Consider the following 17,401-nt stretch of genomic DNA (forward strand, 5'->3'; position numbering starts at 1 on the left):
GGATGCTCGCCGTCGGGACGTGCCGGCCATCCGGCCGGCGTGAACCGGCACGCCCTTTGCCTCGCTAGTTGCAGCCTGTTCTCAAATGGCACAGGCGCGATTTGCCCGATCCGCTCAGGTCGGTCGGCGGGGTCTTCCCCGACCGGCGTGGGGCCGCGGGGGAGGGCGCAGGGTTACGGAGGCGAGGCAAATGGGGATGATCGCGCTCGAAAAGCGGATCCTTCTGGACGCAGCCGGCATGGCGACCGCGGCCGATGGCGGCAGCGGGCCCGACCCGGACCAGGCGAAGCCCGACCCCCGTGATGCCGCGGCCGAAAAGCAGGTCGCCGATACCATCGATGCCCTTGGCGCGGTCGCGCCCAGCCGGGACGAGAAGAATGTCGCGGCCGAGGCCGATGCCCGGCCGGACCAGCAGGATGGTGAAGGAAAGGGCGGCGAAGCCGACGGGCGCACCCTCCTGGTCGTCGATTCCCGGGTCCGCATGGCCGATACCCTGCTGGAGAGCCTTCCCGACGGGGTCGAGGTCCTGCGGGTCGGTGCCGGCGAGGACGGGGTCGCCAAGATCGGCGCCGTGCTGGCGGCGGACCGCCCCACGGCGGCGATCCACATTCTCGCGCATGGCGAGGAAGGCTCCTTCACCCTGGGCAACCAGCTGGTGGACGGCGACCGGGCCCGCACCCAGCTGGCGGACAGTTTCCGCGCCTGGAGCGAAGGGCTGATCCTGGACGCCGACATCCTGCTCTACGGCTGCGACACCGGTGCCGGCGCCGAAGGGCGGGACCTGGTGACCGCGCTGGCCAGCCTGACGGGCGCCGACATCGCCGCCTCTGACGACGATACCGGTGCGCAGTCCCTGGGCGCCGACTGGCAGCTGGAGGTAACCGCCGGTTCGGTCACCAGCCTGTCGCCGCTTGCGGCGGCCGCGCGCGCCGCCTGGGTGGACAAGCTGGCCGCCCCGACGGTGGAGACCCCCTATTCCTACGCCGTCAGCGAGCCGACCTCGCTGGCCGGCGGTGGCAGCCAGACGGCCACCCTGACCGGGCTGTCGATCACCGACGACGACCATTCCGGCGCCAACGACATCAATGGCGATCCGATCCTGGATGCCACCGTGACCGTCTCGGTCACCGTCGGCGATCCGGCGAAAGGCAGCCTGTCCGACTCCAGCGGCAACGGCACCGGCATCGCCAACGGCTTCAGCTTCAACGGCTCGCGCACGGCAGCCAATGCCTGGCTGGCGCAGCTGCAGTTCACCGCCGCCGACTACGAGGTCGGCGCCACGGCCGATTCCGTTGCCCTGTCGATCAACGTGACCGACGCGGAAGGGCTGTCCGGCTCCGGCACCGCCTATGCCATCATCCGGCCGTCCAGCGATCCGGCGCAGGTGCCGGACGGGTCGATGACCGTCGTGGAAGGCGCGGCCTCCACGACAGTGACGGCCGCCGCCCTGGCCCTGACCGACCCGGAGCTGGCCGTCGGGGCGCAGGAAAACAGCCAGATGGTCTATCGCCTGACCGCGGCGCCGACCCACGGCAACCTGCTGAAGAGCGGCAACCTGCTGGGCGTGGGCTCGATCTTCACCCATGACGATGTGGTCAACAACCGCATCACCTACCAGCACACGGCGACCGGCGCGGACCAGAACACGGCCGATTCCTTCGCCGTCTCCGTCAATGACGGCGCGACCCCGCAGGCGGATTCCGACACCGCGACGGTCGCCATCGCCATCACGCCGGTGAACCAGGCGCCGACGGTCGGCGGCTCCGCCTCGGTCTATGAGGGGCAGCCCGCCAACGCGCAGAATGCCAATACCGGCAATGGCGGCGCCAGCTATACCCCGGTCGGGGCCGGCATCGCCACCGGGACCGGCGGCGATCCGGGCGACAGCGTGACCATCAGGATCACCTCGCTGACCAGCCGCGGCACCCTGTTCTACAATGGCAATGCCGTCATCAACGGCGTCTCCACCAGCATCAACCGGGCGCTGACGGCCGGCGACCTGGCCGGCGCCGGCTTCGTCATCGCCGCCGCCGACAAGTCGAACCTGACCTATGTCCATGACGGGTCCGACCCGGTGGGCGCGGCGGCGACCGACAGCTTCGGCCTCTCCGTCACCGACGCCGGCGGCGGCCTGGGCAGCGGCGGGGCGAAAACCACCGCGAGCACCTTCACCATCAACATCGCCGCGGTGAACGACGACCCGACCTGGGACGGCGGCAGCACCCTGACCGCCACCGTCACCGAGGCGGGCCCGGACGGCAATGCCGGCGCCACCGCCGACAATTACCGGGTCGTCCTGACCCAGGCGATGATGAACGCCACCGATGGCGATTCGAACGACAGCGCCCTGACCTTTGCCCTGGTCGGCACCGGCCTGCAGTACGGCCAGCTGCTGAAGAACGGCAATGTCCTGGCGTCGGGCGAGACCTTCACCCTGGGCGACGTGATCGCCGGCAACATCGTCTATGTGCAGACGGTGAACCCCGACCCGCAGACCACCGATACCTTCAAGTTCGTCGTCTTCGACAATGCCCAGAGCCTGCGCTGGGCGGCGAACGGCGAGGACTTTGCCCGCCAGGGCGGCATCTATGACGGGCCGACCGAAGGCGATGCGCTGACCCAGTTCACCTTCACCATCAACCTGGCGGAAGGCACCGGGACCGTCGGCGGCGGCGGCGGCAATGTGCCGGAGCCGCCGCAGCCCGACCCCAACCAGATCCTGTTCGTCGGCCAGAACCCGACCGACCCGACCGATGCCGGCACGGTGTCGGAAGGCGGCAACGGCACCATCCTGGGCGATGACGGCAATGGGGGCACGGCGGTGATGCTGCGCTACACCGCGGCCGGCGTGACCACCGACCAGATCGTCTACACGATCATGGGCCTGGACCTGCCCGGCAGCCTGCAGCGCGACACCACCGGGTCCGGCAGCTGGTCGGGCCTGAGCCTGTTCGGCACCTTCACCCAGGCGGAGATCGACGCCGGCCGGATCCGCTTCGTCCATGATGGCGGCGAGGATTTCAAGGGGAGCTTCGATTTCGAGGTCTCCGCCGGCATGGTCGACCCCAACACCCTGGTCGACCAGACCGCGACCGGCACCTTCACCGTCTACGCAACGCCGATCAACGACGATCCGACGATCTCCGGCTCCAGCGACAACAAGCTGAAGGAGGGCGATACCGTCGGCATCACCTCGGCGATGATCAGCGCCGCCGACCCCGACGACACGAACTCCGCCGAGAGCTATCTGGAGAACCCGGCCGACGGCGATTATGTCGGCGACAATTTCGCCCTGAACCACGGCACCGGCGGCGGCAATGTCCTGCGGCTGCGGATCACCGACCTGCCGGACAATGGCAGCCTGCAGGTCGACACCACCGGCAGCGGCAACTGGGTGACCATCACCCAGGTCGAGGTGACCGGGCAGACCGGCAATGCGCTGATCGACGCCAGCTGGATCACCGGCGATTCCGGCACCACCCGCCTGCGCTATGTCCATGCCGGGACGGAGACCACCGCCGACAGCTTCCAGGCGGTGGCGGTCGATCGCCGCGACGCCACATCGGGCACCGGCACGGTGACCTTCAGGATCTCGTCGGTGAACGACGCGCCGGAGATCGCGCAGACCCCGTCCGACGCCGACCCGACCGAAGTGGGCCGCGACGAGAACGCGATCGACGACAACACCAATGCCGACGACTCCACGGTCAAGAACGACCCGGTCACGGTGACCGAGGGCGGCAAGGTCAACATCACCTCGACCTACCTGCAGGCCTACGATCCGGACAGCACCACCAAGCAGGTGCAGTACCGGATCACCCAGCTGCCGACCCTGGGCTATATCGCGATCTCCAACGACGGCGGCGCCAGCTTCAACTATCTGGGCCTGAACTCCGCCTTCACCACCCAGGACGTGCTGGACGGCAAGCTCTGGTACATCCATGCCGGTGCCGAGCCGACCACCAACGGGGTCAGCCCCGACGATCTGTTCAAGTTCACCCTTGCCGATGGCGACAAGGAGCAGAACAACAACGAATTCCACATCTACATCGACCCGGCGAACGAGACGCCGACCGTGACCGTGCCGTCGGGCAAGGTCGACATCACCAGCGTCACCCCGGCGAACAACATCATCGCCGGGGTCTCCGTCGGCGATACCGACCTGACCGACCTGGTCTCCACTGCGGACGGGGAAAGCGACTTCCTGCGGGTGGTGGTGCGCCTGACCCAGAGCAACGGCACGGCCTTCGCCGCCGGCGAATATGCGGATGTCGCGATCGGCATCAAGGCGGCCACCGGCGTGACGGTGGATGCCGACAAGAACGGCAGCAACGATTATCTGGTGATGCAGGGCACCCGCGCGCAGCTCAACGACGCGCTGTCGGAACTGTCGGTCACCTTCACCACCGACCGCAACGCGGAATACAAGGTTCAGGTCATCGTCGACGACCGGCTGCGCGACGGCACCGGTACCCTGACCGCAGGCGCGAACGGCGGCGCGGTCAACCAGGCGCCGACCATCGGCGGTACACCGGGCACGGTGCCGAACACGGTCTACGACTATTACAGCCAGACCCCGACCGACAGCGGCGATTTCGACAATTTCGCCCTGGCCAGCATCACGATCCGTGCGTCGCTGACCAATGAACCCCCGAGCCTGGACAATGTTCCCGCCAACATCACGGTGGACGAGGATTCGACGGACAACGCGATCAGCGGCATCTCCGTCTCCGATTCTGACGCGCTGACCAGCAACATCCAGGTGACGATCACCGTCAGCAACGGCGACGGCCAGGTCACCATCGACCAGACCAGCGGCGTCACCGGGCATGGTACAGGCACCACCCTGACCCTGACGGGCCAGCGCACCGCCATCAACACCGCACTGAATACGCTGAAGTACACGCCGACCACCGACTACAACAACCAGAACAACAGCCAGGCCAGCATCTCGCTGACCGTCAGCGATCTGGGCAGCACCGGTTCCGGCGGCGCGCTGACCGACAGCGAGACGATCGCGGTCAAGGTGAACCGGGCCAACGACGCGCCGACCGTCGGATCGAATCCGGGCACGCAGGTGATCGATAGCGGCACCACGCTGACCTTCAGTGCCGCCAACGGCAACCTGATCCAGGTCGGCGACGACAAGGACATCGCCACCACCGTCACGGACCGCGAGTTTACCACCGGCCAGATGACGGTCACCGTCTCTGTCACCACCGGCACAGTTGCCGCCAGCACTGGCGGCGGCGCGGGCATCAGCAACAACGGTACCGCGACGGTCACCATCACCGGCACCATCGCGCAGGTGAACGCCGCGCTCGACGGCATGGTCTATACCGCGCCGTCGGCGGACCCGGATGCCACCGCGACGATGACCGTCACGGTCGACGATGGCGGCAATGGCGGCGCCGGGGCGCTGCAGGCGAGCCTGAACTTCGACATCCAGATGTCGACCCTGAACGACCCGCCGGTGAACACCCTGCCGACCGCGTTCTCGGTGGCGGAGGATTCCTCCTGGACCCAGGTGAAGGACGGCGCCAACCAGTTCATCCAGATCGCGGATTCCGACAATTTCGGCAGCAACCAGTATTCGGTGAAGCTGACCTCGATCGGCGGGCAGATGCGGCTGCAGAATGCCCAGAACGTGACCCTGAGCTTCGGCCAGGGCAATGCCAACAACACTACCGACATGACCATCACCGGCACCCTGGCCAACATCAACACGGCCCTGGAGCTGCTGCGCTTCCGCCCGACCGGCGACCTGCACGGCGCGGCCGGCGTGGCGTCGATCAAGGTGCTGACCACCGACGACCATCCGGGCGGCCTGGCCGACCAGACCGACACCGACACCCTGAACATCACCGTCACCCCGGTGAACGACGACCCGTCGGCCAGCGGCACCTATACCGTGGCGGCGGCGACCGAGGATGCGAACGGCGGCGGCGAGACCCTCTCCACCCTGCTGGCGGCGGCCTATGCGGACGCCACCGACGACCAGGACGGCTTCACCAACAGCGATACCGGCATCAGCGGCAATGACGGCGCGACCGCGCTGAGCTTCGTGGCGATCGTCGGTTCCACCAACTATGTCGCCGGCCAGGGCAGCTGGCAGGTGCAGAACGGCGATGCCAGCGGCTGGATCGACATTCCGGCCTCCGGCCTGTCGACCACGTCGGCGCTGATCTTTGCCGCCGACCGGCAGATCCGCTTCGTCCCCGCGGCCGACTTCCACGGCACGCCGGGCACCCTGCAGGTCCGGCTGGCGGACAGCTCCAACCTGGGCGCGATCTCCGCCTCCACCGGCAGCGGCGACACCAAGAACCTGAATGCCACCGGCGGCCTGGGCAATACCGGCGCCTGGTCGCCGGGCAGCGCGACGATCCAGACCAGCGTCGACAACGTCAACGACGCGCCGGCCCTGACGGCCTCATCCGCCGCCGCCGGCGTCGAGGATGTCACGCCCACCGGGCAGACCGTGTCCGCCATCGTGTCGGCGCAGTACAGCGACGCCACCGACGACCGGACGGGCATCACCGGCGGCGGCGACGCCTCCGCGTCCCTCGGCGGCATCGCCATCGTCGGCAATGCCGCCACCACCGAAGGCGTCTGGCAGTATTCCGCCGACGGCAATACCTGGACCGATATCGGCGAGGGCGGCAGCGCCCCGTCGGACGCCAATGCGATCCTGCTGACCGCCAGCGCCCGCCTGCGCTTCGTGCCGGCGGCCGACTACAACGGCACGCCGGGCGCCCTGACGATCCGCGCCTCCGACGCGACCATCGGTTCGATCCAGACCGGCCAGACGGTCAGCTATTCGGCGACCGGGCAATGGTCGCTGACCTCCACCATCGGCGTGACAGTGGCGGCCCGCAACGACGCGCCGTCGATCACCGGCACGGCGACCAACCCGAATGTCGACGAGAATGCCGGCCTGGGCACCGGCACCGAGGGGCTGGCCCTGGTGACCGGCGCCGGCGCGACCGACGCGGTCGACTTCCTCTATCTCAGCGACGATACCTTCGGCGGCGGCACCATCACGGTGTCGATCACCGACGGCTATGTCTCCGGCGACGTGCTGTCGCTGAACGGCAGCCCGGCCGGTGTCGCCTCGACCTCCGGCGGTAACGGCGCGGCGCTGGTGATCAACCTGTCCTCGTCCGCCAGCGCGGCGCAGGTCGCCGCGATCATCGAGGCGATCCGCTACAACTCCACCTCCGACAATCCGTCCGTCTACGGCACCGACACCGATCGCGCCTATTCGATCGTGCTGAGCGACGGCAACAACAATTCCGGATCGGAGAATGCCGGCGGCCCGACCGCGCTGACCTCCAACACCATCACCGGCACGGTGACCTTCTCGGTGCTGAACGACGCGCCGGTGGTGGACCTGAACGGCGGGGCTGCGGGCAGCGACAATTCCGTGACCTTCACCGAAGGGGCGAACGCCGCCGGCACGCCGGTGAAGATCGCCGAGAATGGCGACCTGTCCGACGCCGACAACCAGAACCTGACCCAGATGGTGCTGCAGCTCGGCGCCCTGCCGGACGGCACCGACGAGGTGCTGAACATCGGCGGCACCGACTTCACCCTGTCGGGCACGACCTATACCAACACCGATGTCGGCAGCTTCCTGGTCAGCTACAACCCGACCACGCGGACCTTCACCATCACCCCGGACGGGTCGACCGTCGCGACGGTGGCCGCGTTCGAGACCCTGCTGCAGGGCATCACCTACCTGAACAACTCGGACACGCCGAATACGGGGAACCGCACGATCGACGTGACGATCACCGATGCCGGCCTGGACGACAGCGCCGGCGGTCAGGCGGACAACCAGCTGGGCAGCAACACCCCACGGGTCACCATCGGCATCACGCCGCAGAACGACCAGCCGCGGATCACCGGCGCCGATCCGGTCACCTTCCTGGAAAATGCGATCAACGCCGCGGCGCAGACCCTGGATTCCAGCTTCTCCATCACCGAGCCGGATTCCGCCAACTTCAACGGCGGTTCGCTGGTGGTCGGCGGCCTGGTGGCGGGCCAGGACGTGGTCTCCCTGCCGGAAAGCGCGACCGCGCCGGCGGCGCCCAGCGACGGCGATGTCTGGCGCGACACCGACGACAACAAGGTCTATGTCCGCGACGGCGGCGCCTGGATCGAGGTCGGCACCGCTTCCGGCGGCAACGGCGCGAACTTTACCGTCAGCTTCACCACCAACGATGCCACCACCGCCCGGGTGGAGCGGGTGCTGGAGGCGCTGACCTTCGCCAATTCCTCCCACACGCCGACCCTGACCCGCACCCTGACCCTGACCCTGGACGATGGCGATGGCGACGGCACCACCCAGGCGGCGAACCTGGACGTCACCATCACCAGGCAGAACGACCCGGCCTCGGTCACCGCCAGCGACGTGAACGTGAACGAGGGCTCCGCCACCGTCACCCTGGATGCCAGCAACGCCGCCTTCGCGGTCAGCGACCTGGACAGCCCCGGCACCTTCGGCGCGACCGTGACGGTCAGCAAAGGCGTGATCAGCGCGGTCGGCGGCTCCGGTGGCACGGTCAACGATGTCGGCACCGCAACGGTGACGATCTCCGGCGTCACCCAGGCGCAGCTGCAGGCCCGCCTGCGGGCCCTGACCATCCAGTTCATCGACGAGCCGGCCGGCACCCATGGCGACCCGACCCGCGCCGACTGGAACGGCAGCTTCACGGTCACCGTGGCGGTCAATGACGGCGGCTCGTCGCAGAACCGCGAAGCCACCGGCACGATCGTCGGCGACACCGACAATGCCACCGCCAATCCCGGCGACTTCGCCTATGCCAACGGCACCGATCCGAACATCATCACCACCCGCACCATCGCGGTGACCGTCGCGGCGGTGAACGATGCGCCGATCGCCACCGCGACGACCGACGTGACCCTGACCTCGATCACCGAGGACACGGCCGACAATGCGCTGTCGACCCATACGGTCAGCAGCATCGCCGCGTCGCGCTTCGCCGACCCGCTGGACGCGATCACTGACGGCTCCAGTTCCGACAGTTTCCACGGCATCGCGATCGTCGCCAACAGTGTCGACAATGCGAAGGGCGACTGGCAGTACCAGATCGACGGCTCCGGCGCCTGGACCAATGTCGGCAACCGGACCATCGCCAACGCCCTGGTCCTGGACTCCAACGACCTGCTGCGCTTCAACCCGGCGGCCGACTATTTCGGCGCCGCGCCGAAGCTGACCGTCCGCATGGTCGAGGACGGGACCGATGCCGGCGATGCCGGCCTGCCGACCGGCGGCACGACGCACAACCTGACCGGTGCCACAGGCGGCACCACCCGCTATTCCGCCAACAGCTTCGACATCGCCGTCACGGTGACGGCGGAGAATGACGCGCCGACCGTCGACCTGAACGGCGCCGGCGCCGGTGTGAACAACAGCGTGACCTTCACCGAGGGCGCGAATGCCGCCGGCACGCCGGTGAACATCGCCGCCAGCGGCGCGCTGGCCGATATCGACAATACCAACCTGATCCGGATGACCGTGACGGTCGGCGGCGTGGTGGACGGCAATGCCGAGGTGCTGACCATCGGCGGCACCGCGTTCCAGCTGGGCGCCGACGCGACCAATGTCGATATCGGCGATTTCCGGGTCAGCTACGCCTCCGGCACCGGGGTGTTCACCATCACGCCGGACGGCTCGGCAGTCGACGCGGTGGCGGACTTCCAGTCCCTTCTGCAGGGCATCACCTACCACAACACGTCCGACACGCCGGCGACCAGCGACCGCACCGTCGACGTGGCGGTGACCGATGCGGGCCTGGACAATGCCGGCTCCGGCGGCGGCAACAACGAGCTGGTCTCTAACCTGCCGCGCACCACGATCTCGGTGACCCCGGCGAACGATCAGCCGCGCCTCAGCAACCTGGATCCGGTGACGTTCCTTGAGAATGCGCTGAACGACGCGGCGGCGCTGCTGGATACCTCGATCACCATCACCGACGCTGATTCCGCCGATTTCAACGGCGGTTCGCTGGTGGTCGGCGGGCTGGACGCGGACGACATCGTCTCCCTGCCGGAAAGCGCCACGGCGCCGGCGGCGCCCAGCGACGGCGATGTCTGGCGCGACACCGACGACAACAAGGTCTATGTCCGCGACGGCGGCGCCTGGATCGAAGTCGGCACGGCGGCCGGAGGCGTCGGCGCGAACTTCACCATCAGCTTCACCACGGCAGACGCGACGAAGGCGCGGGTGGAGACGGTGCTGGAGCACCTGACCTTCCGCAACAACAGCCACACTCCGACGGTCAACCGCACCCTGACCCTGACCCTGTCCGACGGCGACACCGGCGGCAGCACCCAGGCGGCCAACCTGGCGGTGACGATCACGCGGGAGAACGATCCCGCCTCGGTCAGCGCCAGCGACGTCAACGTGAACGAGGGCTCCGCCACAATCGTCCTGAACGCCGGCAATGCCAACTTCACCGTCAGCGACCTGGACAGCCCCGGCACCTTCGGCGCCACCATCACGGTCAGCAAGGGCACGATCACCGCGATCGGCGGCGCCGGCGGTACGGTCGGCGCGCTGGGCGGCAGTTCCGTCACGATCACCGGCGCGACGCAGGCCGAGCTGAACTCGCGCCTGCAGGCGATCACCGTCACCCTGCCGGACGAGCCGGCAAAGGCGGCCGGCGACCCGACCCGGGCGGACTGGAACGGCAGCTTCACCGTCACCGTGGCCGTGAATGACGGCGGCTCCTCCCAGGCGCGGGAGGCGACCGGCAGCATCGACGGCGATACCGGCGACGCGACCGCCAATCCCGGCGACTTCGCCTATGCCGACGGCAGCAACCCGAACATCATCACCACCCGCACGATCAGCGTGGTGGTGGCGCAGGTGAACGACGCGCCGGTGGCGACCGCCACCACCACGGTGAACGCGACCAGCGTTGCCGAGGACACGGCCGATGGCAGCCTGCCGGACTACACCGTGGCCAGCCTGGCCTCCGGCCGCTTCGCCGACCCGATCGACCAGATCACCGGCGGCACGACCGGCGACAGCTTCCACGGCATCGCGATCGTCGATCACACCGTGGATGCGGCCAAGGGTGTCTGGCAGTACCAGGTCGACGGCACCGGCGCCTGGACCGATGTCGGCAACCGGGCGATCGGCACCGCGCTGGTGCTGGATGCCAACGACAAGCTGCGCTTCAAGCCGGCCGCCAACTATTTCGGCGCCGCCACCACCCTGTCGGTGCGGATCGTCGAGGACGGCACCGATGCCGGCGATGCCGGCGTCCCGACGGGCGGCAGCCAGGTCAACCTGACCGGGGCCACCGGCGGCACCACCCGCTATTCCGCCAACGGCTTCGACATCACCACCACCGTCACCGCGGTGAACGATGCCCCGACCGTCGACCTGAACGGCGGTGCGGCCGGCACCGGCAACGCGGTGACCTTCAGCGAAGGCGCCAATACCGCCCATACCCCGGTGAAGATCGCCGCCAGCGGCGACCTGGCCGATATCGACAATACCAACCTGGTCAGCATGACCCTGACCCTGGGCGGGGTGGTCGACGGCAATGCCGAGGTGCTGAACATCGGCGGCACAGACTTCCAGCTGGCCACCGACGCGACCAATGTCGATGTCGGGGCGTTCCGGGTCAGCTATGCCTCCGGCACCGGCACCTTCACCATCACGCCGGACGGCGCCACGACCGCCGCGCTGACGGCGTTCGAGACCCTGCTGCAGGGCATCACCTATTCCAACAGCTCCGACAACCCGACCGCCGGCAACCGCACGGTCGACGTGAAGGTGCGCGATGCCGGCATCGACAATGCCGGCACCGGCGGCGTCAATGGCGAGCTGGACAGCAACGAGCCGGTGGCGACCATCACCACCACGCCGGCCAACGACCAGCCGCGGCTGACCGTCGATGCCGCGACCTTCCTGGAGAACACGCTGAACCAGGGCGCGCAGTTCCTGGATACCAGCATCACCCTGACGGACGCGGATTCCGCCGACTTCAACGGCGGCTCGCTGGTGGTCTCCGGCCTGGTCGCCGGGCAGGACATCGTCTCCCTGCCGGAAAGCGCGACAGCGCCCGGCAGCCCGAGCGACGGCGATGTCTGGCGCGACACCGACGACAACAAGGTCTATGTCCGCGACAGCGGTTCCTGGGTCGAGGTCGGCACCGCCACCGGCGGCAATGGCGCGGACTTCACGGTGAGCTTCACCTCCACCGACGCCACCAAGGCGCGGGTGGAGCGGGTGATCGAGCAGCTGACCTTCCGCAACACCTCTGACACCCCGACCACGAACCGCACCCTGACCCTGACCCTGTCCGACGGCGATGCCGGCGGCAGCACTGCGGCGGCGAACCTGCCGGTGACGATCACGCCGGAGAACGACCCGACCTCGATCACCGCCAATGCGGTGACCGGTGCGGAAGGCAGCGCCACCGTCGTGATCGACGCGAGCAACGCCGCCTTCTCCGTCAGCGACCCGGATGTCGGCAGCGGCACCTTCGATGCCACGATCACGGTGTCCGCGGGTACGATCACGGCGGTCGGCGGCGCCGGCGGCACGGTCGGCGCCTTGAACGGCACCTCCGTGACCATCACCGGCGCCACCCAGGCGGAGCTGATCTCCCGCCTGCGGGCCCTGACCATCACCCTGCCGGACGAGGCCGGCACGCCGGAGCGCACCGACTGGAACGGCCAGTTCACCGTCACCGTGGTGACCGACGACAATGGCAATTCCGGCCAGCGGCCGACCGGGCTGATCGGCGACACCAACGACGCGACCGCCAATCCGGGCGATTTCGACTTCGTCGACGGGGTCAGTTCCGACCTGAAGACCACCCGGACGATCACCGTCACGGTGGCGGCGGAGAACGATGCGCCGACCACTTCCTCGACCGCGACGGTCAACCTCACAGCGATCGCGGAGGATGTCTCCAGCGCCGCCAATACCGGGGTCACCGTCGCCAGCTTCGCGGCTGGCCGTTTCGGCGACGCGCGCGACGCGATCACCGGCGGCTCCAGCGCCAACAGCTTCCATGGCGTGGCGATCGTCGGCAACACCGTCGACAATGCGAAGGGGTCCTGGCAGTACCAGCTGAACGGCACCACGACCTGGACCGATATCGGCAATCGCGGCCTGTCCACCGCGCTGGTGCTGACGGCGAACGACAAGATCCGCTTCGCCCCGGCGGCGGACTATAACGGCGCCGCCCCCAACCTGACCGTGCGGCTGGTCGAGGATGGCGGTACCGGCGTGCCGGCCGGCGGCACGGCGGTCGACCTGTCGGGCGGTGGCGCCACCGGCGGCACCAGCCGCTATTCCGCCACCGGCTTCGACCTGGCGATTTCCGTCACCGCGGTCAGCGACCCGCCGACCGTGGACCTGAACGGCGCCGGCGCCGGGACCGGCAATGCGGTGACCTGGACGGAGACCCTGGGCGCCGGGCCGAACGTGCCGGTGAAGATCGCCGAGAACGGCGCGCTGGCCGATATCGACAATACCAACCTGGTGCGGATGGTCCTGACCCTCGGCGGGCTGCAGGACGGCAATGCCGAGGTGCTGACCATCGGCGGGACCGACTTCCAGCTGGGCACCGACACGACCAACACCGATGTCGGCGACTTCCTGGTGAGCGTGAATGCCACTGCCGGAACCGTCACGATCACCGCCGACGGGGCGAATTTCGACGCCCTGACCGACTTCCAGTCGCTGCTGCAGGGGATCACCTACAACAACACCTCCGGCGACCCCACGGCGGGCAACCGCACGGTGCAGGTGACGATCCGCGACGCCGGCAACGACGACGCGGCCGGCGCCAACCAGCTGGACAGCAACCAGGCGGTGGCGACGATCACGGTCAACCCGACCAACGACACCCCGTCGCTCAGCAATGTCGATTCCGTCACCCTGCTGGAAAACAGCCTGAACCGGAGCTGGCAGGCACTCGATACCTCCGTCGACATCAGCGACCTGGACAGTCCGCATTTCAACGGCGGCAATGTAACGGTCACCGGCCTCGTGGCCGGCGAGGACCGGATCGCCCTGCCGACCCATGTCGGCCAGCCGCTGAGCCCGGCCGACGGGCAGGTCTGGCAGAATTCCACCGGTGTTGTCCGGATCTACGATCAGGCGACCACCAGCTGGCTGCAGATCGGCACCGCCACGGGCGGCAATGGCACCGACTTCACGGTCACCTTCACCAGCGCCGATGCGACCCTGGCCCGGGTGGAGCGGGTGATCGAAAGCCTGCTCATGCGCAACAGTTCCGATGCGCCGACCACGAACCGCACCCTGCAGATCACCGTGAATGACGGGGGCACGGGCGGCACCTCCACTGCGGCGACCCTGCCGGTGACGATCATTCCGGAGAACGATCCGGCATCCGTCTTCGCGACCGACCTGACCGTCGACGAGGCGGGTGCCACCATCACCCTGGATGCCTCCCGCGCCGGCATCCGGATCGCCGATCCCGATGCCGCCAACGGGCTGATGAGCGTGCAGGTCAGCATCTCCGGCGCGACCTTCAGCGCGGTCGGCGGTGCCGGCGGCACGGTCAGCGGCCTGGGCAGCGGCACCATCACGATCACCGGCGCCACCCAGGACCAGCTGAACTCCCGCCTGCAGGCCCTGACCATCGCCCTGCCGGACAGCCCCGGTGCGGCGGAGGCCGCCGACTGGAACGGCAGCCTGACCCTGACGATCCGGGTCAACGACGAAGGCAATTCCGGCCAGCGGCCGACCGCCCTGTTCGACGACACCGACAATGCCGGCGCCAATCCCGGCGACTTCGCCTTCGCCGACGGCACCTCCAACAAGCTGGCCACGACCCGCACCATCGCCGTGGTGGTCGCCGCGGTGAACGACGCGCCGGTCGCGTCGAACAGCAATGCGGTCTCGCTGCCGGCAGTGCCGTCGACGATCAGCGACGCGGCCCATACCGGGCAGGACATCGCCACCATCGCGACGGGCAAGTTCACCGACCCGCGCGATGCGATCCCGGGCGGCTCCGCCTCCAACAGCTTCCACGGCATCGCGATCGTCGGAAACACGACGGATCCGGGCCGCGGCTCCTGGCAGTACCGGGTCGACGGCACCGGGCCCTGGATCGACATCGGCAACCGCTCCGCCGGCAATGCGCTGGTGCTCGACGCCAACGACCGGGTCCGCTTCATGCCGGCCAGCGGTTTCGGCGGCGCCGCGCCGGCCCTGTCCGCCATCCTGGTCGAGAACGGCGGCACGCCGCCGGCGGGCGGCACCACGGTCGACCTGTCCGGTGGCGGCGCCACCGGCGGCACCAGCCGCTACGCGGACCGCTCCGTCCCGTTCGAGATCAACGCCTCTTCCACCGCGACCAACACCGCGCCGACGGCGGACCTCAACGGCGCGGCGGCGGGCACCGACCGGGAGATCGTGCTGCAGCAGGGCGCGCCGGGCGCCAATCCGCTGCAGAACGTCGCCCTGTTCCAGGGCACCCCGCTTGCGGATGCCGAGAACCTGAACCTGATGTCGGTCACCCTGTCGATCGGCGGCCTGGCGGACACCGGCGCGGAACTGCTGCGCCTCGACGGCCAGGCCCTGTCGCTGACCGCGCAGCAGAGCATGAACGTGACCGGCGCGTCCGGTGCGCAGCTCACCCTCTCCGTCACACCGGGGGCGGGCGGCACCGCGACGGTGACCCTGGCGCGTTCCGGCGGCGGCGTGATGAGCCTGGCCGACGCCAATGCCGCCCTGTCCGGCATGACCTACAGCAATGTGTCCGGCAGCCCGAGCCTCGGCGTCCAGCGCAGCTTCGCGATCAGCACCGTCGATGCCGGCATCGGCGATGCCGGCGGGGCCAACCAGCTGGGCAGCAACCTGGCCACGGTGCGGGTGCGGGTCGTGACGGCCGGCGCCAACAACCCGCCGGTCGCGGTGCTGGACACCAACTCCACCGACGAATCCACGCCGGTCTCCGGCACCGCCCTGCCCAACGATTCCGATCCCGACGGCGATTCCCTGTCGGTGGACCCGCGGACCGTCGCCGGCTCCACCGGCGGCACCTTCGTGATCCGGGCGGATGGCAGCTACACCTTTACCCCGGGCGCCGACTTCACCGGCCTGAATGCAGGCGAGTCCCGCGTGACGGAGGCGACCTACACCGTCCGCGATCCGGGCGGGCTGACCGCCACCGCGACCATCCGCATCACGGTCAACGGCCTGAGCGGCGCCGTGCCCGCGCCGCCGGCGCCGACTCCCACCCCGGGGCCGACCCCGACCCCGGGCGCGCCGGATCCGGCGCCGGGCCCGACGACGGGACCGACCGGTACGCCGGCCCCGGGACCCGGCACCGGCCCCGCCACCGGGCCCGTCGGCACCGTGCCGCCGACCGTCGACATTCCCTTCGGCACGCAGCCGTTCGTCACGCCGGGCCTCGGCCCGGCTGGGGCGCCGGCCGGTCCCGGACCGGCCGGACCCGCGGCCGGGCCCGGCGTCGCGCCACCGACCTTCAACTTCGCCAATTTCGACCCCTCCACCCTCAGCAATATCGCCACGGCAGCCGGCGGCAACGGCTTCAGCCGCACCGGCGATCCGCGGGACAACCCGGTGCGCCTGACCGTGGCGCTGGATGCCCAGGTCGTGGGCGATACCGGCGCGCAGACCTTCAGCCTGCCGTCCAATGCCTTCCAGCACAGCGACCCGGCGGTGCAGATCCGGGTGGAGGTGACCCTGGCCGACGGCTCGCCGCTGCCGAAGTACATCCAGTTCAACCCGCAGACCCAGGGCTTCATGGTCAATCCGGACCTGATGGAGCAGGGCGATCCGCGCAAGCTGGACATCAAGGTGGTCGGCCGTGACCCGGACGGGAACGAGGCGTCGACCACCTTCACCCTGACCATCGGCGGCGAGGGCGACGACCAGGTGATCGAGAGTGCGACCGTCGGCCAGTCGGCGGCGGAGAGCCAGTTCGATGCCGGGGAGGGTGCGCCCGCCGATGCGCCGGCGGAAGACGGCGCCGAGGGCGAGGGCCTGGGCATTCCCGAACTGGGCGAAACCGGCAACCAGCTGCCTGGCCTGGACCCGCTGCTCGGCCCGGTCCCCGGCCTGGACGGGGAAGCCGGACCCGATGCCGGGCTGGCGCCGGATGCCGGCCAGGATCCGGCCCTGCCCGGCGACCAGGACGCGTCGCTGCAGTCCGACCCGATCCTGGTCGACCTGGCGGCGCTGGACGCCTGGGAAGGCGATTTCGACCTGGCGGGCGAGGCGGGGCCGAGCGGCCGCGCGGAACTGCAGCGCCAGTCGCTCCGTTTCGCTTTCGCGCAGGAGCGGGAGGCCCTGCTCGACGATATCGCCCGTCTGTTCGCCTAGATCCCCGGTCCGCTGCCCCGTCCCAGTCCGATC

General features: G+C 69.2%; 1 protein-coding gene. It reads left to right on the forward strand.

All coding sequences use genetic code 11. From position 1 onward, the window contains the following. Window positions 1-196: 196 nt before the first annotated feature. Complete coding sequence (locus ACFOGJ_RS14445; RefSeq protein ID WP_379901551.1) at window positions 197-17,368, forward strand: cadherin-like domain-containing protein; 17,172 nt, start codon at window positions 197-199, stop codon at window positions 17,366-17,368. The last annotated feature ends 33 nt before the right edge of the window (window positions 17,369-17,401 follow it).

Source organism: Marinibaculum pumilum (assembly GCF_042646425.1).
In the GTDB taxonomy this organism is placed as follows: Bacteria; Pseudomonadota; Alphaproteobacteria; order Ferrovibrionales; family Ferrovibrionaceae; genus Marinibaculum; species Marinibaculum pumilum.